At 68.5% G+C, this 22,250-nt stretch carries 20 protein-coding genes and 1 pseudogene; 8 read left to right on the top strand and 13 right to left on the bottom strand.

Annotation, left to right across the window (positions count from 1 at the left end; genetic code table 11):
• Window positions 1-72: 72 nt before the first annotated feature.
• From HGB39_RS05505 to HGB39_RS05495, 3 genes are read left to right on the top strand one after another with little or no spacing between them, the layout of a single operon-like run.
• Complete coding sequence (locus tag HGB39_RS05505) at window positions 73-684, top strand: TetR/AcrR family transcriptional regulator (protein ID WP_005567845.1); 612 nt, start codon at window positions 73-75, stop codon at window positions 682-684.
• Complete coding sequence (locus HGB39_RS05500) at window positions 681-2,318, top strand: acyl-CoA dehydrogenase family protein (protein WP_005567843.1); 1,638 nt, start codon at window positions 681-683, stop codon at window positions 2,316-2,318. Before HGB39_RS05505 ends, HGB39_RS05500 begins: the two co-directional genes overlap by 4 nt.
• Window positions 2,315-3,346, top strand: coding sequence for a crotonase/enoyl-CoA hydratase family protein (locus HGB39_RS05495; protein WP_005567841.1), 1,032 nt, complete (start codon window positions 2,315-2,317; stop codon window positions 3,344-3,346). The genes HGB39_RS05500 and HGB39_RS05495 overlap by 4 nt, the downstream gene beginning before the upstream one ends.
• Here the strand turns inward: HGB39_RS05495 and HGB39_RS05490 are convergent.
• The 4 genes and pseudogenes from HGB39_RS05490 to HGB39_RS05475 form a co-directional block, all read right to left on the bottom strand.
• Window positions 3,313-4,002, bottom strand: a complete 690-nt coding sequence (locus HGB39_RS05490) for a cation diffusion facilitator family transporter (protein ID WP_064079895.1) — start codon at window positions 4,000-4,002, stop codon at window positions 3,313-3,315. The genes HGB39_RS05495 and HGB39_RS05490 overlap by 34 nt on opposite strands.
• A complete protein-coding gene (locus HGB39_RS05485) occupies window positions 4,002-4,331 on the bottom strand; it encodes an ArsR/SmtB family transcription factor (protein WP_005253404.1) in 330 nt (109 codons plus the stop codon). Before HGB39_RS05485 ends, HGB39_RS05490 begins: the two co-directional genes overlap by 1 nt.
• A gap of 57 nt (window positions 4,332-4,388) precedes the next feature.
• Window positions 4,389-5,641, bottom strand: a pseudogene (locus tag HGB39_RS05480) (RNA polymerase sigma factor).
• A gap of 5 nt (window positions 5,642-5,646) precedes the next feature.
• Window positions 5,647-6,087, bottom strand: a complete 441-nt coding sequence (locus HGB39_RS05475) for a YciI family protein (protein WP_005253402.1) — start codon at window positions 6,085-6,087, stop codon at window positions 5,647-5,649.
• Window positions 6,088-6,307: 220 nt separating this feature from the next.
• On the opposite strand from HGB39_RS05475, the gene HGB39_RS05470 reads away from it, so the two are divergent.
• Complete coding sequence (locus HGB39_RS05470; protein WP_005567837.1) at window positions 6,308-8,131, top strand: NAD(P)/FAD-dependent oxidoreductase; 1,824 nt, start codon at window positions 6,308-6,310, stop codon at window positions 8,129-8,131.
• A gap of 61 nt (window positions 8,132-8,192) precedes the next feature.
• Here the strand turns inward: HGB39_RS05470 and HGB39_RS05465 are convergent, their stop codons facing one another.
• The gene (locus HGB39_RS05465) at window positions 8,193-9,590 is read right to left on the bottom strand and encodes a wax ester/triacylglycerol synthase family O-acyltransferase (RefSeq protein WP_005567835.1); all 1,398 of its coding nucleotides are present in this window, start codon (window positions 9,588-9,590) and stop codon (window positions 8,193-8,195) included.
• Between the two features lie 435 nt (window positions 9,591-10,025).
• Here HGB39_RS05465 and HGB39_RS05460 point away from each other — a divergent pair, with 435 nt between their 5' ends.
• A complete protein-coding gene (locus HGB39_RS05460; protein ID WP_005567833.1) occupies window positions 10,026-10,934 on the top strand; it encodes a glycosyltransferase family 2 protein in 909 nt (302 codons plus the stop codon).
• Window positions 10,935-10,996: 62 nt separating this feature from the next.
• Here HGB39_RS05460 and HGB39_RS05455 read toward each other — a convergent pair whose 3' ends face one another.
• Window positions 10,997-11,431, bottom strand: coding sequence for an SRPBCC family protein (locus HGB39_RS05455; protein WP_005567831.1), 435 nt, complete (start codon window positions 11,429-11,431; stop codon window positions 10,997-10,999).
• Window positions 11,432-11,440: 9 nt separating this feature from the next.
• Window positions 11,441-11,740, bottom strand: a complete 300-nt coding sequence (locus tag HGB39_RS05450; RefSeq protein WP_005248611.1) for a DUF4193 domain-containing protein — start codon at window positions 11,738-11,740, stop codon at window positions 11,441-11,443.
• 467 nt (window positions 11,741-12,207) lie between these two features.
• On the opposite strand from HGB39_RS05450, the gene HGB39_RS05445 reads away from it, so the two are divergent.
• On the top strand, window positions 12,208-12,591 hold the full coding sequence (locus tag HGB39_RS05445) for a hypothetical protein (RefSeq protein ID WP_005567830.1): 384 nt from the start codon (window positions 12,208-12,210) through the stop codon (window positions 12,589-12,591).
• Window positions 12,592-12,599: 8 nt separating this feature from the next.
• On the opposite strand, the gene HGB39_RS05440 is transcribed toward HGB39_RS05445, so the two are convergent.
• The gene (locus HGB39_RS05440) at window positions 12,600-14,984 is read right to left on the bottom strand and encodes a glutamate--cysteine ligase (protein ID WP_005567828.1); all 2,385 of its coding nucleotides are present in this window, start codon (window positions 14,982-14,984) and stop codon (window positions 12,600-12,602) included.
• A gap of 9 nt (window positions 14,985-14,993) precedes the next feature.
• The gene (locus tag HGB39_RS05435; protein ID WP_005567826.1) at window positions 14,994-15,185 is read right to left on the bottom strand and encodes a hypothetical protein; all 192 of its coding nucleotides are present in this window, start codon (window positions 15,183-15,185) and stop codon (window positions 14,994-14,996) included.
• Between the two features lie 114 nt (window positions 15,186-15,299).
• Here HGB39_RS05435 and HGB39_RS05430 point away from each other — a divergent pair, with 114 nt between their 5' ends.
• Window positions 15,300-16,310 (top strand): LLM class flavin-dependent oxidoreductase, encoded by a 1,011-nt coding sequence (locus HGB39_RS05430; RefSeq protein ID WP_005567824.1) that lies wholly within the window; start codon window positions 15,300-15,302, stop codon window positions 16,308-16,310.
• An 18-nt stretch (window positions 16,311-16,328) separates the two neighbouring features.
• On the opposite strand, the gene ggt is transcribed toward HGB39_RS05430, so the two are convergent.
• The 3 genes from ggt to HGB39_RS05415 form a co-directional block, all read right to left on the bottom strand.
• The gene (gene ggt / locus HGB39_RS05425; protein WP_043790318.1) at window positions 16,329-18,299 is read right to left on the bottom strand and encodes a gamma-glutamyltransferase; all 1,971 of its coding nucleotides are present in this window, start codon (window positions 18,297-18,299) and stop codon (window positions 16,329-16,331) included.
• A 37-nt stretch (window positions 18,300-18,336) separates the two neighbouring features.
• Complete coding sequence (locus tag HGB39_RS05420) at window positions 18,337-19,902, bottom strand: FUSC family protein (RefSeq protein ID WP_166680661.1); 1,566 nt, start codon at window positions 19,900-19,902, stop codon at window positions 18,337-18,339.
• A 125-nt stretch (window positions 19,903-20,027) separates the two neighbouring features.
• On the bottom strand, window positions 20,028-20,465 hold the full coding sequence (locus HGB39_RS05415) for a DoxX family membrane protein (RefSeq protein ID WP_005253393.1): 438 nt from the start codon (window positions 20,463-20,465) through the stop codon (window positions 20,028-20,030).
• Between the two features lie 85 nt (window positions 20,466-20,550).
• Between HGB39_RS05415 and HGB39_RS05410 the strand changes: the two genes are divergently transcribed.
• Window positions 20,551-21,237: a helix-turn-helix transcriptional regulator gene (locus HGB39_RS05410; protein WP_005574586.1), complete on the top strand. Its 687-nt coding sequence runs from the start codon at window positions 20,551-20,553 to the stop codon at window positions 21,235-21,237.
• A 28-nt stretch (window positions 21,238-21,265) separates the two neighbouring features.
• Here HGB39_RS05410 and HGB39_RS05405 read toward each other — a convergent pair whose 3' ends face one another.
• The gene (locus HGB39_RS05405) at window positions 21,266-22,057 is read right to left on the bottom strand and encodes a putative protein N(5)-glutamine methyltransferase (protein ID WP_043793935.1); all 792 of its coding nucleotides are present in this window, start codon (window positions 22,055-22,057) and stop codon (window positions 21,266-21,268) included.
• Window positions 22,058-22,250: the final 193 nt, after the last annotated feature.

The raw sequence follows: 22,250 nt of genomic DNA, 5'->3' as shown, positions 1-22,250 counted from the left end.
GCCTTTCCTCGCTGGTGCAGCCGACGCTAGCACCCTTGACGGAAGAACGGAACTGGTGTTCACTCCTTGAATATGGCCTACCGGCGCACACCCGCCGTCCAGGAACGCCTGGACGCGCTCCGCACCACCCTCATCGATTCCGCGATCGGGCTGATCGCCCGCCACGGATACGCCGGGTGCTCGATCTCCGCGGTCGCGGCCGAGGCGGGGGTCGGCACCGGCACCGTCTACCGGCACTTCGCGAACAAGGGCGAACTGTTCGCGGAAGTCTTCCGCATCGTCTGCAGTCGCGAGGTGAGCGCCGCCGTCGAATCCGGCAACGCCGCCCGGGGCGCCGAGGGCCGCTGCGTCGCCGCGGTATCCGCCTCCGTCAGCACGTTCGCCGAACGCGCGCTGCGCGCACCCACCCTGGCCTACGCGCTGCTCGTCGAGCCCGTCGACCCGCAGGTCGACACCGAACGCCTCCTGTTCCGCGAGTCGTTCCGCGACGCCCTCGCGGTCGCGATTGCCGCCGCCGTCGAGGCCGGGGAGATCCCGGAACAGGACGCGTCGGTGACCGCCGCCTGCATCGTCGGCGCCATCGGCGAAGCCCTGATTCTGCCCCTGGCCCGCGGTGCCGCCGACGGCGCGATCATCCCCGCCCTGCTCACCTTCACCCTTCGATCCCTCGGGAGCCCGACATGAGTGCCACACACGAGGTCTTCAACCAGGTGCCGCCGCTGGTCAGTTTCGACGCGGCCGATTACGCACCGATCCTCGAAGCGCTGCAACGCGAGGGCGCCCACGACGCGCTCGAGGAACTGCACGACGTCGGCCGCCTCGCCGGAAGCGAGGAGGCGCAGCGCTGGGGCGATCTCGCCGAGGCGCACCCTCCCGTCCTGCGCACCCACGACCGCTACGGCAACCGCATCGACGAGGTGGAGTACGACCCCGCGTACCACCAATTGATGACTACTGCCGTCGAGATGGGCCTGCACGGCGCGCCGTGGGCCGACCCCAACCCGCGCGCCCACCTGGTCCGGGCCGCGAAGATGGCGGTGTGGGGCCAGGTCGACCCCGGTCACGGCTGCCCGATCTCCATGACGTACGCCGTCGTCCCCGCCCTGCGCCACAACCGTGAGCTGGCGGAACAGTACGAACCGTTGCTCACCGCCCGGGTCTACGATCCGGCGCTGCACCCTCCACTGACGAAGGCCGGGCTGATCGCCGGGATGTCGATGACGGAGAAGCAGGGCGGCTCCGACGTCCGCGCGGGCACCACCCGCGCCGTGCCGCAGTCCGACGGCAGTTACGTCCTGACCGGGCACAAGTGGTTCACGTCGGCGCCGATGTCCGACGTGTTCCTCGTGCTGGCGCAGGCCCCCGGCGGACTGTCGTGTTTCTTCCTGCCCAGGGTGTTGCCGGACGGCACCCGCAACCGGATGCACCTGCAGCGACTCAAGGACAAACTCGGCAACCATTCCAACGCCAGCAGCGAGGTCGAGTACGACGAGGCCGTGGCGTGGCTGGTCGGCGAGGAAGGCCGCGGCGTGCGGACGATCATCGAGATGGTCAACATGACCCGCCTCGACTGCACCATCGGCACGGCCACCGGCATGCGTGTCGGCACCGCGCAGGCCGCGCACCACGCCGTGCACCGCAGCGCATTCGGCGCTCACCTGGTGGATCAGCCGCTGATGCGGAACGTGCTCGCCGACCTCGCCGTCGAGTCGGAGGCGGCCACGACCGTCGCCCTGTGGCTGGCCGCGCTCACCGACCGCGCGACCGCGGGCGACGAGCACGCGAACACCCTGCGTCGCATCTCGCTGGCGGTCAGCAAGTACTTCGTCTGCAAACGCGGCCCGATCCACGCCGCCGAGGCCCTGGAATGCCTGGGCGGCAACGGGTACGTGGAGGAATCACGGATGCCGCGGCTGTACCGGGAGGCTCCCCTGCTGTCGGTGTGGGAAGGTTCCGGCAACGTCGCCGCCCTGGACACCCTGCGCGCGATGGCGAAACAGCCGGAGACGCTTCAGGTCTTCTTCGACGAACTCGATTCCGCTGCCGGAGCCGACGCGCGACTCGACGCCGCCGTCGCGGATCTGAAGGCGAGTTTCAGCGACGTCAGCTCACTCGAGCACCGGGCGCGGCGGGTCGTTGGCGACATGGCGCTCGCCCTGCAGGGTGCGCTGCTGATCCGCCACGGGCATCCGGCGGTGGCCGACGCGTTCTGCGTCAGCCGGCTGTCCGGCGACTGGGGCACCGTGTTCGGGACGCTGCCGACCGGCGTCGACACCGCCGCCATCATCGACCGCGCCACACCCAAGGTGGGGTCGTGACCGGCCACGACGACCACGCCGGCACCCGTCCGGCGGCCTGGCGCGACGGCTGGGACGAGGGCGACGACTCCCTGTTCGCGGGTCGGGAACCGGATCGGCCGGACGCCCCGGCGGAGTATCGGACCCTCACCTACGAGGTGACCGGACGCATCGCCCGGATCACGTTCAACCGTCCCGACCACGGCAACGCGATCACCGCCGACACTCCTCTGGAGCTCGCCGCCACCGTGGAACGCGCCGACCTCGATCCCCGCGTCCACGTGATCCTGCTGGCGGGGCGCGGAAAGGGATTCTGCGGCGGATACGACCTGGGCATCTTCGCCGAGCACGGCGGCCACACCGGCGAGGGGCCGGACCGCACGACGGGCACCGTGCTCGATCCGATCGTGCAGGCGCGCAACCACAATCCGTTCGGCAACTGGGATCCGATGGCCGACTACGCGATGATGAGCCGGTTCAACCGCGCCTTCGCGAGCCTACTCCACGCGAACAAGCCGACGGTCGCGAAGATCCACGGATTCTGCGTGGCCGGCGGCACCGACATCGCGCTGTACTGCGACCAGATCGTCGCCGCGGACGACACGAAGATCGGCTATCCCCCGACCCGGGTGTGGGGTGTGCCTGCCGCGGGCATGTGGGCGCACCGCCTCGGCGACCAGCGGGCGAAGCGACTCCTCCTCACCGGCGACTGCATCACGGGACGGCAGGCTGCCGAGTGGGGTCTCGCGGTGGAGTCGGCGCCCGCGGAGGAACTCGACCGGCGCACCGAGGACCTCGTCGAGCGGATCGCGAGGATGCCCGTCAATCAGCTGATGATGGTGAAACTCGCACTGAACAGCGCACTGCTGGCGCAGGGCGTCGCGAATTCGACGATGGTGAGCACCGTCTTCGACGGCATGTCCCGGCACACCCGCGAGGGATACGCGTTCCAATTACGCTCGGCCACAGCCGGATTCCGTGAGGCCGTCCGCGAACGCGACGAGCCGTTCGGCGATCACAAGTCGCAGCAGTCGCCGCCGGGATCCTGATCCGCGGCGCGAGCACCGACCCGCGCGGGGCAGCAGGTGTCGCCCTTCCACGCGTCGACGCCTTCCTTCACCGCGATGACCGCGATCACCAGGCCGGCGATCGGATCGGCCCACGACCAGCCGAGGGTGCTGTTGAGCAGCAACCCGACCAGCAGCACCGCGGACAGGTACGTGCACAACAGGGTCTGCTTGGAATCCGCCACCGCAGACAGGGAACCGAGTTCACGACCGGCCCGCCGCTGCGCCCACGACAGGACCGGCATCACGACCAGACTCGCTGCGGCCAGCACGATTCCGACCGTCGAGTGCTGCGCTTCGCCGACCCCCAGCAGTGACCGCACCGCGTCGACGCTCACGTACGCGGCGAGCCCGAAGAACGAGAACGCGATGACGCGCAGCGCGACCTTCTCCCGCGACTCGGGATCGCGTCCCGCGAACTGCCACGCGACCGCGGCCGCCGACGACACCTCGATCACCGAATCCAGGCCGAACCCGATCAACGCCGTCGACGACACCCGCGCACCCTCGGTGAGTGCCACGATCGCTTCGATCACGTTGTAGGTGATCGTCGCGGCCACGAAGAACCTGATCCGGCGGGACAGGACCTGCCTGCGTTCGCCGGACGGCCTGGTGGGCATGCCGAGTTCGGACGCCATCAGCAACAGCCTTCGGTCTCCGCGTCCGGGCAGCAGGACGGATCGACCGCGAGCACCAGGCCGAGCAGGTCGTCGAGGGCACGTCCGATCCGCGGGTCGGCGAGTTCGTACCGGCTCCGCCTTCCCTCCGGCACCGCGGCGACCAGACCGCAGCCACGCAGGCACGACAGATGATTCGACAGGATCTGCCGGGACACCCCGATCTTCTCGGCCAACTCCGACGGATACCCAGGCCCGGACCGCAGGCTCAGCAGAATCTGTGTGCGGGTGGTGTCCGACAGCGCGTACCCGAAACGCGCGAGGGCGTCCCGGTGGACCAGTGTCTCCATGATCCTGACTGTACATCGGTTTCTGTATTCAGGAAATCATGAATCAACGGTCGAGACTCACGGCTCGGCGTGCTCCGACGCGGCGGCGGCGCGGGCCATGAGGAGGTTCCGTTCACGGTGGGTGGGTGCGGTCGCCGCGGCGTCCTCGAGGGTCCGGGCCGCCTCGTCGTAACGACCGAGGCGTTCGAGGACTTCGCCCCGCACGGCGCCGTAGAGGTGGTGGCGCGCCAGCCGAGGGTCGTCCCGTACGGCGTCGAGAGCAGCGAGCGCCGCCTCGGGTCCGTCCGAATGCAGCAACGCCACCGCACGATTGAGTTCCACCACCGGCGACGGCGCCACCTGCGCCAGCGCGTCGTACAGGGCGACGATCGCCTCCCAGTCGGTGTCCTCGAAACGTGGCGCCCGGGCATGACACCCGGCGATCGCGGCCTGCAGCGAGTAGGGGCCGAGCGGGCGGCCGAGCCCGACTGCCCGTTCCAGCGCGGCATTGCCGTGCGTCAGAAGGGTTCGGTCCCACCGCGACCGGTCCTGATCCTGCAGCAGGACCGGCTCACCGTCGGGACCCACCCGGGCGGCGAACCGTGACGCCTGCAACTCGGTGAGCGCCACCAGTCCGTGCACCTCCGGTTCCCGGGGCAGCAGGCCGGCGAGGACACGGGCGAGCCGCATCGCCTCCGACGCGAGGTCACGCCGAATCCAGTCCTCACCCGACGTGGCGGAGTACCCCTCGTTGAACACCAGATAGACCACCTCGAGCACCGCCGACAACCGTGCCGGAAGTTCCTCGCGTGCGGGCACTTCGAATGGGACCTTCGCCTCCGACAGCGTCCGCTTGGCCCTGCTGATCCGCTGCCCCATCGTCGCCGAGGGGACGAGGAACGCCCGCGCGATCTCGTCGGTCCCCCGACCAGTCGAAGGGTCAGTGCCACACGCGATTCCCGGGGAAGCACCGGATGACATGCCACGAAAACCAGGGTCAGCAGGTCGTCCTCCACGCCGTCGACGGCGTCCGGCGCGGGCAGGGCGCTCGGCGGTTGCGCGGACGGATCGACGGCGATCTCCGTATATTTCGACTGCCGCGATCGTTCACGGCGAATGCGATCGATCGCCTTGTGCTTGGCCGTGGCCGTCAGCCACGCACCCGGTTTGCCGGGGATGCCCTGCTCCGGCCACTGTTCGAGCGCGAGCACGAACGCGTCCTGAGCGATCTCCTCGGCGATCCCGACGTCACGGACGAGGCGGGTGAGCGACGCAATGAGGCGCGGAGACTCCATGCGCCACACCGCCTCGACCGTGCGCTGGACGTCCACCGGACTCAGCCGTTCGGGTGCTGCTCGCGGATCCGCGCCGCGAGTGCCTCTTCCTTCTCCCGCAGCTCCGGAGTGAACTCGTCCCCGAAGTCCTCCGACTCGAAGATCGGCCGCACCTCGATCAGCTGGCGCATTCCGGTGCCGGGGTCGGCGGGGCACTTCTTGACCCACTCGATCGCCTCTTCGAGGGATCGCACCTCCCAGATCCAGTAGCCCGCGATGATCTCCTTCGACTCGGTGAACGGGCCGTCGACCACCGACGTCGTGCCGCCCTCGAACACCACCCGCGCCCCTGCGCTGGTCGGCTTCAGACCCTGGCCGTCGAGCATGATGCCCGCGTTCACCAATTCCTCGTTGTACGCGCCCATCGCGGCCAGCATTTCCTCGGTCGGGGCGATCTTGTCTTCGTCGGCACCTGCACCCTCGATCATCACCATGACCCGCATGATTTCCTCCTCGATTGTGGTCGGTCCAGGCCTTCTTGCCGTGGACTCACACAGTACGTCGAACGGGCCACCACGGATTTCGACATTCGCCCCGTGAGTACTTATCAACCGCGGGACGTTGACAAGTACTCACGGGCGGGATTGCAACACGATGCAACGCTTGCCGCCCGCCCCACTCCGGAGTGTGCTGTATGTCACATACCAAGCGAAGGAGAGGTACATGACACAGACGGTCCAGCCGACTGCGGTGCAGACGTCCCTGACACCTCAGGAACGAGTCGACCTGTGGTTGGCGAGCTTCGAATCCGCTCTCGCCGCGCGCGACGTCGACCGCGCCGCGGGCATGTTCGCAGTCGACAGCTTCTGGCGCGACCTGGTGGCGTTCACCTGGAACCTCAAGACGGTCGAGGGACGCGACGCCGTCGCCGCGATGCTGCACGCACGCCTGGACGACACCGACCCCGTCAACTTCCGCACCACCGAGACACCGGACGAGGCCGACGGCGTCACCTCGGCGTGGATCGAATTCGAGACCGCGACGGGCCGGGGCAAGGGACACCTGCGCCTGAAGGGTGACGAGGCGTGGACCTTCCTCACCACACTGCAGGAGTTGAAGGGCCACGAGGAACGCCGGGGACGGAACCGCGTCAAGGGTGCAGTTCACGGCTCCGGCGGCGAGACCCTGAGCTGGGCGGAGAAACGGGAGATCGAGGAGCGGGAACTCGGTTACACCCGCCAGCCGTACGTTCTCGTGATCGGCGGTGGCCAGGGCGGCATCGCGCTCGGCGCGCGGCTGCGCCAACTCGGGGTCCCGGCCATCGTCGTGGACAAGAACGAACGCCCCGGCGACCAGTGGCGCAACCGCTACAAGTCGCTGTGCCTGCACGACCCGGTCTGGTACGACCACCTGCCCTACATGCCGTTCCCGGACAACTGGCCGGTCTTCGCGCCGAAGGACAAGATCGGCGACTGGCTGGAGATGTACACCAAGGTGATGGAGATTCCGTACTGGTCGTCCACCACCTGCACGTCCGCGACGTTCGACGAGGAGACCGAGGAGTGGACCGTCGTCCTCGACCGCGACGGCGAGGACGTGGTACTCCACCCGAAGCAGCTGGTGCTCGCCACCGGCATGTCGGGCAAGCCGAACATCCCGTCGTTCCCGGGTCAGGACGTCTTCCGGGGCGAGCAGCACCATTCGAGTCAGCACCCCGGTCCGGACGCCTACGTGGGGAAGCGCGTCGTCGTCGTGGGAGCCAACAACTCGGCTCACGACATCTGCAAGGCGCTCTTCGAGAACGGCGCCGACGTGACGATGCTGCAGCGGTCGTCCACGCACATCGTGAAGTCGGAGTCCCTGATGGATCTCGGCCTCGGCGACCTCTACTCGGAGCGCGCTGTCGCGGCGGGAATGACGACGGAGAAGGCCGACCTCACGTTCGCGTCGCTGCCGTACAAGATCATGCACGAGTTCCAGATCCCGATCTATCAGAAGATCGCCGAACGGGACAGGGACTTCTACGACCGACTGGAAAAGGCCGGATTCAAGCTCGATTTCGGTGACGACGGGTCCGGTCTGTTCATGAAGTACCTGCGCCGTGGGTCCGGCTACTACATCGACGTCGGCGCGTCCGACCTCGTCGCCGACGGCAGCATCCACCTCGTGTCCGGACAGGTCGACCATCTCATCGAGGACGCCGTGGTTCTCACCGACGGGACGGAACTGCCGGCCGACCTCGTCGTCTACGCCACCGGCTACGGGTCCATGAACGGCTGGGCCGCCGACCTCATGGGTCAGGAAGTGGCCGACAAGGTCGGAAAGTGCTGGGGCCTCGGCTCCGACACCACCAAGGACCCCGGACCGTGGGAGGGCGAGCAGCGCAACATGTGGAAGCCGACCCAGCAGGAAGCGCTGTGGTTCCACGGCGGCAACCTGCACCAGTCGCGGCACTACTCGCTGTATCTCGCTCTGCAGCTCAAGGCCCGGCACGAGGAGATCCCGACACCGGTCTACGGGCTGCAGGAGGTGCATCACCTCAGCTGATCGCCCCCGACATGCAGCGGCGCCCCGCATCACCGGTGCGGGGCGCCCAGGCGCGCACCGGTCATATGGTCGAGGTCGATGCCCCCACTGCCGCCGCCAGGGAGTCGAACTGTGCGTGGATCAGCGCCACGTAGCGCTCGGGGTCGTCCATCATGTTCGGAGTCGTGAGAACCGAGATGGTCAGTGTGTCGCCGAGCGAATGGATCGCATGTGTGAGACCCTGTCTGTCCGTCAGCGCCGCGGCACCGTACGTCGACACGGCCTGCGCGTCCCGCAGCCACAGATCAACGCCACCGCGTGCGACGTTGGTCGTCACGACGTTGAAGTATGGAACCGACGAGGTAGAGGACGGCAACCGTGATGCGATCCAGTTGATCGCCCGCACGACGAAACCTGGAGTCACGTCGACCAGCGACTCGGAACGCAGAACCTCGGCGCGCTGTTTGCGGTCCCGCTCCGCCGCTGTGGAGGTGTGGATCGCGCGGAGCCGCTCGAGGGGGTCGTCGATGTCGGTGTGAAGATCGACCTGCAGGACCGTGATCTGGTTTGCCGACTCCAAGTGTCCGAGCGACCGGAGCGACATGGGAACATTCGCCGCCAACGATTCTTCGGTTTCCTCGCCGACTTCCCGTAGGTAGTCGCGGAGGGCGCCCGAGACCACCGTCAATGCCACGTCGTTGACCGTCGCGTCCCCTGCGGCTCGGATGGCCCGGACGTCGTCGAGCAGGAACGAAGCGGCGTCGAACGTCCGCTCCGGGCCCACGCTCCCGTTGAACCTCGTGGCCGGTCGCGTCCTCGGTGGCATCCGGACGTCTCCGCTGTCGACCGCGGCCTTCACTTCCTTGCCCGCGGCCGAGACGTGCCGGATGCCTCGCACGAACGCGCGCAACTGCCGTGAGATCGTCGGTATCGCCTGCCTGACCGATTTCGGCCCGACTGGCGTTTGCGGCCCCGTCACCTGCTCTCGGTCAACCTGAGCGGCGAAGAGTCGTCGGGTCATCTCCAGGGTGGCCGTGCCATCGCCCACCGAGTGGTGGAACTTCAACAGCACCGCCGACGCGTCCGCGACACCATCGATGTCCGTCAACCCGGTAACGACTTGCATCTCCCAAGGCGGACGCTGCAGATCCAACCCGCGGCCAACGAACTCCGAGGCGATGCGGCGGAGCTCGCCCCACCCTCCGCCTCGCGCATCGGTGACCTCGAGGTGGTTGTCGATGTCGAAGTCGTGGTCCGCCACCCAGCTCGGGTGGTCGAGATCGAGGGGCACACGCTGCAGTCGACGCGTGAACACGTCCACCGTGGTCACCCGCTCGGCAACGAACGCCCTGACCTCGCCCGGGGTCATCGAACCTCGCGGATCCGTCGACGTGTCGAAGACGTACATCGCGATGCTGAGTAACGGGGTGTTCTCCTGCTCCAGGTACACCCATGCGGCGTCGCGTGGTGCCAACTTCACTTTCTCAGCGCTCCTTCTGCGTGGACGACGTTCGATCGACTGGGGATCCGGCCCCTTCGAGCAGTAGCACGGGAGCCGACTGCAGCGCGAGTCCCCCGCGAAGGATCCCTCGCCGATCCGCCGTGGGAAGTGATTGAAGAATCGAGCAGTCTCGGAGAGAGTTGGCGGATTGTCGGGGGTCACGAACCCACCGGGCGATCCCGGCGGGGACCGCGCGCACACCGCGAAACATCTTCGCGGTCTACCCACGGTAGACCCCGGTGGGCGGACGATGCCGGCACGCGCTCCACACTCCGAAACATCACCGATAGATCGGCGCCATCCTGCACTCGTGCCTCGGCGGTCGTATCGTCGGTCGTGTTCCCACCTCAACCACAACCAAACCCGTGAGTATGTAGAGTGCTCTTCGACCACCCTCCACCAAAGGATCGTGCGATGACGCAGCCCCCCACCGATGGGCAGCAGCAGAACCCACCGGAGAACGAGCCTCGACCTGCACCAACACTGACCGTCGTCATACCGGTCTACAACGAAGAGGCCACCATCGGTCGAGCGCTCGACGCGCTCGTTGCACAGGGCGACCAAATCGACGAGATCATCGTCGTCGACAACAACTGCACCGACGACACCGTCGCCGTGGCCCAGGCACACGAAGCCGCGGGCAGACTTCGCATCATCACCGAGGAACAGCCCGGCCTGATCCCCGCCCGCAACGCAGGTATCGCAGCAGCGAAGACGCCGATCGTCGCGCGCATCGACGCCGACACCGTCGTGCAGCCGGGTTGGGCGCACTCGATCCGCGAGTTCTTCGCCGCCGCCGACCCGGAGTTCGGGGCCGCACTCGGCCCGTTCGAGCAGTACGACATGCCACTCCAGGGCGTCCAGCGATTCATGGTGCGCGTGGCATCCGACACGAAGAAGGACGCCGGGGTTCAGGAAGCTCGCGGCGTGTACGGGGCGAATATGGCGGTGCGCAAGAGCGCGTGGGAAACCATCCTTCCCGCACTGCACGAGGGCCGGGGCATCTGGGAAGACTCGGACATCTCGCTCTCACTCCAGGGTGCGGGAATCAAGATCGCAATGCTGCCCGGGATGAAGGTACAGGTGTCCGGCCGGCGGATGCTGTCGTCTCGCAAGTCGTATTTCGAGTACACGGCATCACTCCCCCGCACGCTGCGCGCCCACGGGTTGACGAAGCAGGCACGCGTCTCGTGGATCGGTGTGTGGCTGGTCCGGGCGATGTACTTCGCGGTCTGGATACCCACGCGCAGTTTCGACCCGGTCACCCGCAAACACAGTGTGCGGCGGATCTTTTCGGATCACGAGGACCGGATCATACCCTGATCCGAGGGGACGAAGCGCCCTCACTCGTCGAGAGTGAGGGCGCTGGTGAATCGTGGTACCGCTTACCTCGCTTCGAGAACCCCGGTCATCTGTTTGACGGTCTTGGCCGCGAGCACCTCGAATGCGAGGCGGGCGACGGGGTCGGCGAATCGCGCCAGGCCGGTGAAGTGGAGTTGCGCGCGGTAGGTGATCGACGTGGAGGCGTCGTCCACCTTCTCGAACGCCAGATCGTCCGACGTGGCTGCGGTCTTGTTGCGGCCTTCGAAGACGACGTGATCGGGGTCGTCGCGGGTCATGCGGTAGGTGAGTTCGGTGGTGCGTCCGAAGAACGACGACACGTTGTGCCATTCCGTGCCCACCCCCACCGGGCCGGGGGTGGTCTGCTCGCACTTGTCGGTCCCGGGATCCCAGGCCGTGGTGTTCGCGAAGTCGCGCAGGTACGCGACGACTTTCTCGAGCGGTGCGGCGACGGTGAACGTTCTACTGACCTCGGCCACTCGGGCCTCCTATGCGCAATCGCGGCAAATCAGCTGTCCGCCCTCTTCGGACGCGAGACGCGACCGATGATGGACCAGGAAGCAACTGCTGCAAGTGAATTCGTCGGCCCTCTTCGGGACGACGCGGACCGTGAGTTCCTCACCGGACAGGTCGGCGCCGGGCAGTTCGAAGGACTCCGCCGTGTCGGTCTCCTCGACGTCGACGACGGACGACTGCGAGTCGTTCCTCCGTGTCTTCAATTCTTCGAGCGAGTCCGCGGCGAGTTCGTCGTCGACGGTAACCCGTGGTGCGTCGTAGTCGGTTGCCATGACTTCCTCCCTTTGGCTCATGTTCCCCGTGTCGTGAAATTCCACACTTGCGGGGCACGGTTGCTAGACAACGCACCGATCCCGCGTTTTGTTCCCGGGCGGCCACAGCTCGTCCCGTGATTGCGGGATGCCCGTTCCGGGTACCACTCAATCAGCCGATCAGAAGGTGGTCAGTTGATGACGAGTGCCCACGACGAGCTCGGCAATCCCGTGCCGGACCCGGAGCCGGTGCCGCCGGATCCGGGCCCTCCTCCGGTGCCGCCGACGCCGACGCCGCCTCACCCGTTTCCGCCCGAGCCGGGCCCCGAACCTGCACCTCCCGAACCCGGACCACAGCCGGAACCGCCGGGACCTCCGGGACCTCCGCCGACGCCTCCGATTCCCGAGCCGACTCCCCCGTTTCCGCCGCAGATGCACGGCCGGGACCGCTCCCTGTAGGTCAGCCTCACCTACAGGGAGGTACGTGGATGCGCACGCTCGACCGCCGCAAGTTCCTGACGGTGAGTGCCGGGGTCGGCCTGGCCGACGCCACGTGGCTCTGGGCCCAGGACGCGCTCGGTGGGACGCACCCCGAAGTCTTCAACCGCGGACAGTTCACCGGTGAGGCCGTTTCGCGTACGAGGCGAACGTTCTACGTCCGCTCCCCGAACGACCCGCGCTCACGTCTGATGACGTCGCTCGGGTTCGTCGTCCCGGAGCAGATCGCGCAACTCGCAGCCGACCAGGACGCGTTCACCATCAGCAAGGAGCAGTTCGACATCGACGTCCTCGTCTGGAATGTCCTCAGCCTCCCGTACGCCGTCGAGGCGACGGTGCCGAAACTGGCGGATGCCGCCGCCAAACCGGCCTGACGCCGCGGTCACCCGGACTGGTCTTCGAGCCGGGTGAGCGCGACCAGCGTCCGGACCCCGTGGATCATTGCGCGTTCGTCGAGGTTGAACGCCGGCTGGTGAAGCTCTTGCCGGGTGCCGATCCCGTCCCACACGCCGAGTCTGGCCATCGCGCCCGGAACCTTCTCGAGGTACCACGCGAAATCCTCGCCGCCGCTGGACTGATGTGCCTCGGCCAGGTGGTCGAAGCCGACGACCGATTCGATCGCCTCCCGGAGGTCGGCGGTGCAGTCGGGATCGTTGACGACGGGCGGGACGCCCTGCAGGTAGGAGAGTTCGTACCGCACGTTGTACGGCGCGAGCAGGTGACAGATCGTGTCCGTGACCAGCGGTTCGAGCGAGGCCCACGTCTCACGGGACGCGCTGCGCAGGGTGCCGACCAGTTCACCCGATTCGGGAACGGAGTTCGCGACCTGCCCGGCGGCCACCTTCCCCCACGTGAGGACGGTCGCGGTGCGGGCGTCGATTCGGCGGTCGAGCACGGACGACAGACCGGTCACCAGGACGGCCGCGGCATGGATCAGATCGCCGGTCAGATGGGGTCGCGCGGTATGTCCCCCCGCCGACCACAACCGCACGGTGACGGAGTCGTTGGAGGATGTGATCGGCCCGGTCCGGGTGGCCAGTTTTCCGACCTCGAGATTCGGGTCGCAGTGCAGTGCAAAGATTTTCGACACACCGTCGAGCGCGCCCGCGGCGATCGTGTCGACCGAGCCGCCCGGGGTGGTCTCCTCCCCGGGCTGGAAGATGAGCCGGACCCGGGACGGCGGCGGGTATTTCGTGAGGACGGATGCCGCCCCCATCAACATGGTGGTGTGGGCGTCGTGACCGCACGCGTGTGACACTCCGGGCACCCTCGACTCGAACGGGAGACCGGTCGTCTCGGCGATCGGCAGCGCGTCGAGGTCGGCGCGCAGCGCAATGCACTCGCCCGTGTCCGGACCGAGGTCGCACCACAGGCCGGTCCCGCCGGGCATCAGGACGGGTGCGAGCCCGAGACCGACGAGATGGGCCCGCACGACGCCGGTTGTCCTGCGTTCCTCGAACGACAGTTCCGGGTGCGCGTGCAGATCCCGGCGCCACTCGATCAGCTTTTTCTCGTCGAGCTCCGTCGACTCCGTCCACGTCATGTCGGCGGTCTCGCCGCGGTCCCAGAACCTCGCGCTCCAGTATCGCCGGGTCCGGCCGGCACCGGTCGACCTCGGGCCGAGCTCGCGCGGCGCGGGTGGCGTCTCCACTTCGGGAAGGTGCTCGGAGCGGCCCGCCGTCTCCGCGAGCAGCAGATCGACCACGTCGGTGAGCCGGCCGCGGCGACCGAGCGCCTGACGTTGCCGGGCGGCGGAGCTGCCGTGGGTGGTGGCCTCGGCGGACAGCTCCACCACGGTGTCCCAGTCGCCGGTCTCCTCGAGCTGCGGCCGCAGCGAATTCACGAAGTCGCCGACGAGTTCCGCCGCAGGACGTGCCTGCGGAACCGTCACGTCGACGAGTTCCTCCTCCAACCCCGACCGGGCCGCCCGCCACAGTGCCGCCCTGGTCAGGGTCGGGACGACCTCGACGCCCTTCGTCCCGGCGCGCAGACCCTCCACCTCGCGTTCGACGAGCGCACGGAACAGGGCGGCGACGAGCACGACCGTGTCCAATCGCGGGCAGCTGTCGCACACCCGCAACTCCAGGGTCGGAAGTTTCACCGACGGCCGGACGTCGAAGTACGCCATACCGGGGTCACTGATCACCCCGCTGGCGACCAGGTCGTCGATCAGGGTGCCGTATTCGGCGGCCGAGGAGACGGGCGCGGCCGGACCGGTGCTCGGCCAGCGCAACCACAGAAGGGTCCGCGCGCTGGCGTAGCCGGTGTCCGCACCGTCGGACCGGAACGGGGAACTCGCGCTGAGCGCCAGGAGGACGGGCATCAGCGGAGCGACGCGGTGCGCGACCTGCACGGCCTCGTCGCGGTCGGGCAGGTCGACGTGAACCTGCGTGCCGCAGATCAGCTGCTCGCGGGCGAGAACCTGGTAGTCCGCGAGCATGCGCCGGTAGCGCTGCGTCCCCGTCACGTGCATCTCGGCGGGCAGCGCCAGCGGCATCGAGCCCGCGGCCGCCACGCCGATGCCGAGCCCCTCGGCCGCGTCGATCAGCACTCTCCGATGCCGCTCCAGGTCGGTCCGCAGGCCGTCGAGGTCGGCGTACACACCGCTGTTGACCTCGACGACGCACTGCTGGAGTTCGTCGACGAACACGCCGTCGGGAAGTCGTGCAAGCAACTCCGGCGCGCGGGTGGTCAGGCGCCGGGTCTTGCGATCGATGAGGTGGAATTCCTCCTCGACCCCCACTTTGCGTGGGTCGCTGGCGAGCACGATGTGCCTCTATTTCTCTGTGGCACCCTCGGTGTCGTCGAAGAACGCCCAGGTGCCGTCCTCGTCGACTTCCATCCGCCATCCGAGCTCGGAATTGTCTGCGCGAACGTCGACCAACCATGCGTGCGCGTCGTCGGCGCTCGGGATCTCCTTCGTTTCGACCACAGTGCCCCGGGGATCGATCACTCGGTATTTCGCCATGGTCGTCGGGTTCCCCGCCGACTCCGGTCTGAATCATCGGACGGAATATCCCGTCCGTCCGCGCAGTTACACCATCTAATTGATGATTCAACTATCACTAGCGAGGGGTGTGGCATGGAACTCGGGTTGACGACGTTCGCCGAGGTCGGTTCCGGCGGAGCCGGGGCGGTGTCGCCGCGGCAGCGCCTGAAGGATCTGCTCGAAGAGGTCGTCCTGTCCGAGCAGGTCGGCCTCGACGTGTACGGCGTCGGTGAGCACCACCGGGCGGACTTCGCCGCGTCGGCGCCCGCAGTCGTGCTGTCGGCCGCCGCCGCGCGGACGTCCCGCATCGCATTGACCAGCGCAGTCACCGTCCTGAGCTCCGACGACCCGGTACGCGTGTTCGAGGAATTCGCGACCCTCGACCTGATCTCCGACGGGCGCGCCGAGGTGATGGCCGGTCGCGGCTCGTTCACCGAGTCGTTCCCGCTGTTCGGTTACGACCTGGCCGATTACGACGAACTGTTCGTCGAGAAACTCGGCCTGCTGCTCGCCCTCCGCGACTCCGAGACCGTGAACTGGTCGGGACGGCACCGGTCGGCGCTGACGGACCAGTCCGTCTACCCGCGGCCCGAACGTCCCCTTCCCATCTGGGTCGGGGTCGGCGGCAATCCCGAGTCGGTGGCCCGCGCCGGACTCCTCGGCCTGCCGATGGCGCTCGCGATCATCGGCGGACAACCCGCCCGCTTCGCACCGCTGGCCGACCTGCACCGCCGTGCCGTGTCGGAGGGTGGGCACGAACCGCAGCCCATCGCCGTCCACGCGCACGGTTACGTCGCGGACACCGAGGACCGGGCGGTTTCGGAGTTCTACCCGTCGTACGCCGCGGCCATGACCGGCCTCGGACGCGAACGCGGGTGGGCGCCGATGAACCCGCAGGCATTCGACGGTCTGCGCGGACCCGGCGGTTCGCTCGTGCTCGGCAACCCCGAGCAAGTGGCGGAGAAGATCGCCGGCATGCGCGACACCCTGGGCATCGAGCGGTTCATGCTGCACCCCAGCGTCGGGCCGCTGCCCCACAACCAGGTGATGCGCGCGATCGAACTGCTCGGCACCAAGGTGGCCCCGCTCGTCGAGCAGGCATAATTCCTGCGGTGGCGGTGCCTAACCCGTACCGTCACCCATCACCGCGCCCTCCCGGCGTGGGTCCGCGCCGCCGACCCAACCCGCGTCCTGGCGCTGCAGCGCGCTGAGCCCGCTGGACTGCGGCGCGACCGACACCTGGTGACCCATCGCCCGCAACTGCACGATCAGGGGGTCGTCGGCGCCGTCGTTGGCCGCATTGATGTTCGGATGCTCCCCGCCGACGCCGGTGACCGGGGTGTTGGCCGCTCCGAAGTCGACCGCCGACACCGCCTGCTGCGGGTTCAGACCCCAATCCAGCATTCCCACGAGCGTTTTCACGACGAACTGGATGATCACGGAACCGCCCGGCGACCCCGTCACGTACTGGACGTCCCCCAGCGAACCGTCGCTGCCGCGGTCGAAGACGAGCGTCGGGGCCATCGAACTGCGGGGCCGCTTACCCGGTTCGACACGGTTGGCGAGCGGCGTCCCGTCCGGCCCGACGGGCTGGGCCGAGAAGTCGGTGAGCTGATTGTTGAGCACGAAGCCGTCCGTCATGTGGAACGAGCCGAACGCCGATTCCACCGTCGTCGTCATCGACGCGACGTTGCCGTACTTGTCGGCGATCGAGATGTGGCTGGTGCCGTGTTCCTTGTCCTGCGGCTGCACACCGAGCGGGACCGGCCCGAAGTTGCCCGGTTGCGCGGTGCCCATGCTCTTGCCGGGGTCGATGAGGCCGGCCCGCTGCTTCAGGTAGTCCTCGCTCAGCAGCGTGTCGAGGGAATTGCCCGGCAGCGGAACGAAATCGGAGTCCGCGACGTACTTGTCCCGGTCGGCGTACGCCAGTCGCTCCGCCTCGGAGATGAGATGCACGGCCTCCGCCGTCGGCTTGCCGCCGTTGTCGTCGAGGTTCGTGGGCCCGTATTCGGACAGGTCGAAGTTCTCCAGGATGCCGAGCGTCGCCGCGACCGCCGTGCCACCGGACGACGGGTTGGGCATGCCGCAGATCTCGTGATCCCGATACGGCGTGCACAGCGCCGTCCGCTTCTTCGCCTGGTAGTTCGCGAGGTCGTCGAGAGTCATCTGTCCGGGAGTGCGCCCACCCGACGCCGTCGCCGTCGCATCGACGATGCCCTGGGCGATGGCCCCGGTGTAGAAGGCGTCGGCACCGCCCGCCGCGATCGCGCCGAGCGTCTTGGCCATGGCCGGGTTGGTCAGCTTCGTGCCTGCCGGCTTGGGGCTGCCGTCCGGGTTGAGGAAGTACGCCTTCGACGGCTCGTCGAGCGCCAGATCGGGAGCGGACTCGGCGATCTGCCCGGCCATCCGGGGGCTGACCTCGAGTCCCTGGTCCGCGAGCGAGATGGCCGGGTCGAACAGTTCCCGCCACTGGTCCCGGCCGTGTTCGCGGTGCGCCAGCTCGAGCATCCGCACCACCCCGGGAACCCCGATGGACCGGCCACTCGCCCGGGCGTCGGGCTTGGGCTCGGTGCGGTCGGTGTCGCTGATCCAGCGCAGGTAGTTCTCCGTCGCCGCCATCGGCGCGACCTCGCGCCCGTCGTACGCCTCGACACTCTTCTGCCCGGCGTCGTAGTAGAGCAGGAACGCCCCGCCCCCGATTCCGGACGACTGCGGTTCGACGAGGCCGAGAACGGTCTGGGCCACGATCAGCGCGTCGGCGGCCGTGCCCCCGTCCCGCAACACCTCGCACGCGGCTTGCGTCGACACGGGATTGGCGGTGGAGACCGCATACGACGCGGTGCTCACCGGCACCATCCCGGAGCGGTACACGGTGGCGATCTCGGGGTTGGTCGCGAGGTTCTGGGTGGTCGGCGCCGGACCGGGGGGCGGCGGTGCCTTGGCGATCGGGGTGCCGTTGGGAACGTCCGCACAGGTGGCCGCCGGATCGCTCTGCGGTTCCTCGTCCGACGCGCACGCGGCCAGCATGCCGACGCAGAGAGCCGCGGCCAACGAGGCCCGAATAGCTGTTCCGATTCCCGTCACAGGACCCATCACCGAACCCTAACAGCGGAGATCCGGTGCCGACCGGCTAAAGACGAGGTCCGAAGTGCCGGGTGAGGATTCGGTAGCCGAGCTCGTGGAGGTGGTGGTGCTCGGGCCACCGGTCGCGGGTCCACGCCGGGTCGGTGTGGGCGGCGGTGATCGCGGCAGTGGTGGACGCATGCAGATCGAACTCGAGATCCCGGCCGAGTTCCGCGACGGCATCCGGTTCCCGCGCATCGCCGAGCCGCCCGATCGTCCCGGCCACCTGCTCGTCCGCGTCGCGCAGGATCCGCCGATACGAACCCGGAAGCACGGTCCACAACACGAGCAGCGCCACCGCCACACCGAGGACGGTCTCGAGAAGCCGGTCCCGGGTGACGGCGACGAGGTCGACGTGCGTTCCGAGACCGCCGAGAACCAACGCGAGCGGGGTGATGAACACCATCGCCAGGCCGTAGTTGCGGACGAGGAACGCTTCCGTCCCCGCCATCAGGAGCGCCACGACGAGTACCAGCGCCGCCGCCGACAGGTCGAGCGTCGCGAGCGTGGCGAGCAGAACGAGTCCGAGCACCGTTCCGAAGAACCGGTGCAGCCCGCGGTACGTCCCCAGCACCCGATCCGGGCCCTGATGCAGGATCATCGCCGCGGTGATCACGGCCCAGTCGGGACGGGCGACACCGAGACCCAGCGCCAGGAGACCGGCGGCGGGGCACGCGACCAGCAGTCGGGCGACGATCGTCCAGGACCGGCCCCGGAGGTGAGCCGCCCGCGCGAGCCGGTAGCGGATCGACGGCCTGGGCAGCGGGACCTGCGGCCGCAGGTCGTCTTCGTCGGAGGCGTGGTCCGCGCCGAGACCGTGCACCGTGGCCGCGCACCGCAGGTGAGCCGCGCGCAACGTGCGGGTCAGTGGATGGTCACGCCCGACGAGGGCGGCGTCGTGCAGGCACTGCCACGCGGCGTGCAGCGACCGCACCGCGTCCCGACGGGAATTCGGTGCGGGGGTGTCGGAGAGTGCGGCCTCGACTGCGGCGACCGCGGTCGCGACTGCGGCACGCTCGGGGGTGCGTGGACGCGCGAGCAGCCCCGACATCGACACGAGCAACGCCGACACCGCGCCGGCCGCCGCCCAGGACGTCACCTCGGCCACGGAGACACCGAGGGCGGGCAGCGCGGACGAGATCTCCACCGTCAGCAGCGGGAGGAAGGCACCGGGCGCTCCCAGCCGCAGCCCGTCGACGACGAAGGCGCAGACGGCCACGACGACGGTCATCGTGAGGACGAGCGCCATCCCCCACTGCGCGGAACCGCCCGCCGACGTCGCGTCGTGCACGAGTGCACCGACCGCCGCGCCCACACCGGCGAGGAGCACCATCACGGCGGCGGCGATCGAGACCACCCGCCACCGCACCCGGTACGCCCTGCCCTCGCCGTAGACGACGGCGAAGGCTCCCAGCGTCGCCGTCGCGGCGACCGCAGAGTGTCCGAGCGCGACGCCCACCAGCGCGGGCAGGCACACGGCCACCGCGGCGCGGACCACGCTCGGCCAGCGCCGACCCTGTTTGGGTACCCCCAGGAGCAACGAGCGTGCCGGCGCCGGCGCAGGGATCGGCACACCGTGATCCCGAGACCCGGTCCCCTGGTCCTGCGCTCCTACCGACACGACCACACAGACTACGAGCGGTCGAGTCACTGGAAACAGTCGATGAGGTGCATCTCACGTGCGGTGCGCGGTACCGATCAGGTGTGGGGGCGGTGGAGCGGGCGCCCGTACTCCGCGGCGAGCAGGCCGAGAGCGACGGCACCGGCGAGCAACCCGAAGTCGCGCAGTGCGACGTCGTAGTACCCGGACAGCGTGACCAGGTTGACGATGATTCCGGCCAGCCAGGCCGCGACGACCCAGGCGCCGATCCGCGGCGCCACGGCGACGAGGATTCCTGCGATCACTTCGATCACGCCGACGGCGTACATGCCCTGCTGCGCGGTTCCCGGCAGGATGCCGTCGATCCACGGCGCGAGGTAGGCCGGCCAGTCGGTGAGCCAGTTCGTGAACTTGTCCAGCCCGAACACGATCGGCGCCACGGTGAAGACCGTGCGCAGCACGAGAAAGGCCTGATAGCCGGGGTCGGCCAGGGTGTGCGAACCGTGGCTGACCTCGTGGGGTGTGTTGGTAGCCATGACGACTCCTTCTAAAAACTATGTGTATTGACTATAGAATTTCCCGCACAATTAAGTCAACGGTTCTCGGTTTTACAATGGGTCCATGGGTGACACTCCACGCTCGGACGTCTCGGCCGTCTCCTCCCTCGACGAGCCGGTGCGCAGGCGGGTGTACGACCACGTGCGTACGCAGACGACGCCGGTCAGCCGCGACGACGTCGCCGAGGCGCTGGGACTCGCTCGCTCGACGTCCGCGTTCCATCTCGAGAAGCTGGCCGACGAGGGGCTACTGGCGGTCGAGTTCGCGCGGCGCGGGGGGCGGTCGGGTCCGGGCGCGGGGCGGCCCGCCAAGCTCTACCGACGATCCGACCGTGAATTCTCCGTACACCTGCCCGAGCGGGCGTACGCACTCGCCGGCGAGTTGTTCGCCCGGGCGATCGAGGACGCGGACGCCACCGGCGCATCGCCGCGGGCGGCCCTCTCCGCGCGTGCCCACGACTTCGGGCGCGGCCTCGGCGCCGACACCGGCTGCACGGACGACGATCTGCTCGCGGCGCTCGCGACGTGCGGTTACGAACCGCGCCGCAGCGACGGCACCATCGTCCTGGTCAACTGCCCGTTCCACACGCTCGCCCGGCAGCACACCGACATGGTGTGCGGAATGAACCTCGCGCTGCTCTCCGGACTGCTCGACGGCGCGGGATGCGAGGATCGCCGCGCCACACTGGCACCCGCCGACGGGTACTGCTGCGTGCGGATCGAAAGTGAGCAGCCACCCGCATGTGAGTGACAAAGCGTGCCCCGGGACGCTTCGGCACTCACCTGGGGTTGGCGCCCACGACGACGGTGGCGTCCATGTCGTCCGAGATCTCGATCCGGGTGATCAACCCGGCCTCGGCGAAAGCTTCGGCGGTGAGCGCGGCCTGGCTCGCACTGGTCTCGATCAGTAGATGACCACCCGGCGCGAGCCAGTCGCGCGCCCCGAGGGTCACCCGCCGCTGGGTGTCGAGTCCGTCCGCGCCGCCGTCGAGCGAGACCCGTGGTTCGTGGAACCGGGCCTCCGGCGGCATCAACCGGATCGCGTCGGTGGGCACGTACGGTGCGTTGGCGACCAGGACGTCGACGCTTCCCCTCAGCGTGGTGGGCAACGGTTCGTACAGGTCGCCCTCGAACACCCGGCCGGGGTCTGGGACGTTGCGTCGCGCGCACCGGACCGCGGCGGGGTCGATGTCCACCGCATACAACTCGATGCCGTCCCCCAGCGTCTCGGCGAGCGCGGCACCCACCGCGCCCGAACCGCAACACAGGTCGACCACGACAGCGCGCGGGCACGCGAGGGCGCCGGCCTGCTCGACGAGGAACGCGGTGCGGCGGCGCGGAACGAACACCCGCGGATCGACCGCGATCCGGAGCCCGCAGAATTCGGCCCAGCCGAGGACGTGTTCGAGGGGGACGCCTGCGACGCGGCGGTCCAGCATCGACGCGAGTTCGTCGGACGTCCTGGCCGCGGAGACGATCAAGCGGGCCTCGTCCTCGGCGAACACACAGCCGGCGGCGCGAAGCCTCGTGACGAGAACGAATTCGAGGGACGGTGAGAGAGACATTGACATGGGAGAGCCTTCCGGAATGCCGATGGGCGCTCTCCCGGTCACCTTATGTCGGTACGACCGCGCGGTCGCGGAGTGAGAGCACCCGAACTGAACGAACGGACACAGGTCTCACCTCCTCGATACGGATCCTGCTCGGAGTCGCCACACTACCTCCCTCAGCGGTCGCCGGGCAGCCGAATAACTGGAAGTGGTG

The sequence above is a fragment of the Rhodococcus opacus genome, assembly GCF_012396235.1.
GTDB lineage: Bacteria > Actinomycetota > Actinomycetes > Mycobacteriales > Mycobacteriaceae > Rhodococcus_F > Rhodococcus_F opacus.
The sequence above is the reverse complement of the archived record's forward strand: the minus strand, read 5'-3'. Positions and strand labels throughout refer to the sequence as shown.

Bases quoted from the DNA above. Each gene is read 5' to 3' on its own strand.
- HGB39_RS05505 (WP_005567845.1), top strand. From the start codon at position 73: ATGGCCTACCGGCGCACACCCGCCGTCCAGGAACGCCTGGACGCGCTC.
- HGB39_RS05500 (WP_005567843.1), top strand. From the start codon at position 681: ATGAGTGCCACACACGAGGTCTTCAACCAGGTGCCGCCGCTGGTCAGT.
- HGB39_RS05490 (WP_064079895.1), bottom strand. From the start codon at position 4,002: ATGGCGTCCGAACTCGGCATGCCCACCAGGCCGTCCGGCGAACGCAGG.
- HGB39_RS05485 (WP_005253404.1), bottom strand. From the start codon at position 4,331: ATGGAGACACTGGTCCACCGGGACGCCCTCGCGCGTTTCGGGTACGCG.
- HGB39_RS05475 (WP_005253402.1), bottom strand. From the start codon at position 6,087: ATGCGGGTCATGGTGATGATCGAGGGTGCAGGTGCCGACGAAGACAAG.
- HGB39_RS05470 (WP_005567837.1), top strand. From the start codon at position 6,308: ATGACACAGACGGTCCAGCCGACTGCGGTGCAGACGTCCCTGACACCT.
- HGB39_RS05460 (WP_005567833.1), top strand. From the start codon at position 10,026: ATGACGCAGCCCCCCACCGATGGGCAGCAGCAGAACCCACCGGAGAAC.
- HGB39_RS05450 (WP_005248611.1), bottom strand. From the start codon at position 11,740: ATGGCAACCGACTACGACGCACCACGGGTTACCGTCGACGACGAACTC.
- HGB39_RS05445 (WP_005567830.1), top strand. From the start codon at position 12,208: ATGCGCACGCTCGACCGCCGCAAGTTCCTGACGGTGAGTGCCGGGGTC.
- HGB39_RS05435 (WP_005567826.1), bottom strand. From the start codon at position 15,185: ATGGCGAAATACCGAGTGATCGATCCCCGGGGCACTGTGGTCGAAACG.
- HGB39_RS05430 (WP_005567824.1), top strand. From the start codon at position 15,300: ATGGAACTCGGGTTGACGACGTTCGCCGAGGTCGGTTCCGGCGGAGCC.
- ggt (WP_043790318.1), bottom strand. From the start codon at position 18,299: ATGGGTCCTGTGACGGGAATCGGAACAGCTATTCGGGCCTCGTTGGCC.
- HGB39_RS05415 (WP_005253393.1), bottom strand. From the start codon at position 20,465: ATGGCTACCAACACACCCCACGAGGTCAGCCACGGTTCGCACACCCTG.
- HGB39_RS05410 (WP_005574586.1), top strand. From the start codon at position 20,551: ATGGGTGACACTCCACGCTCGGACGTCTCGGCCGTCTCCTCCCTCGAC.
- HGB39_RS05405 (WP_043793935.1), bottom strand. From the start codon at position 22,057: ATGTCAATGTCTCTCTCACCGTCCCTCGAATTCGTTCTCGTCACGAGG.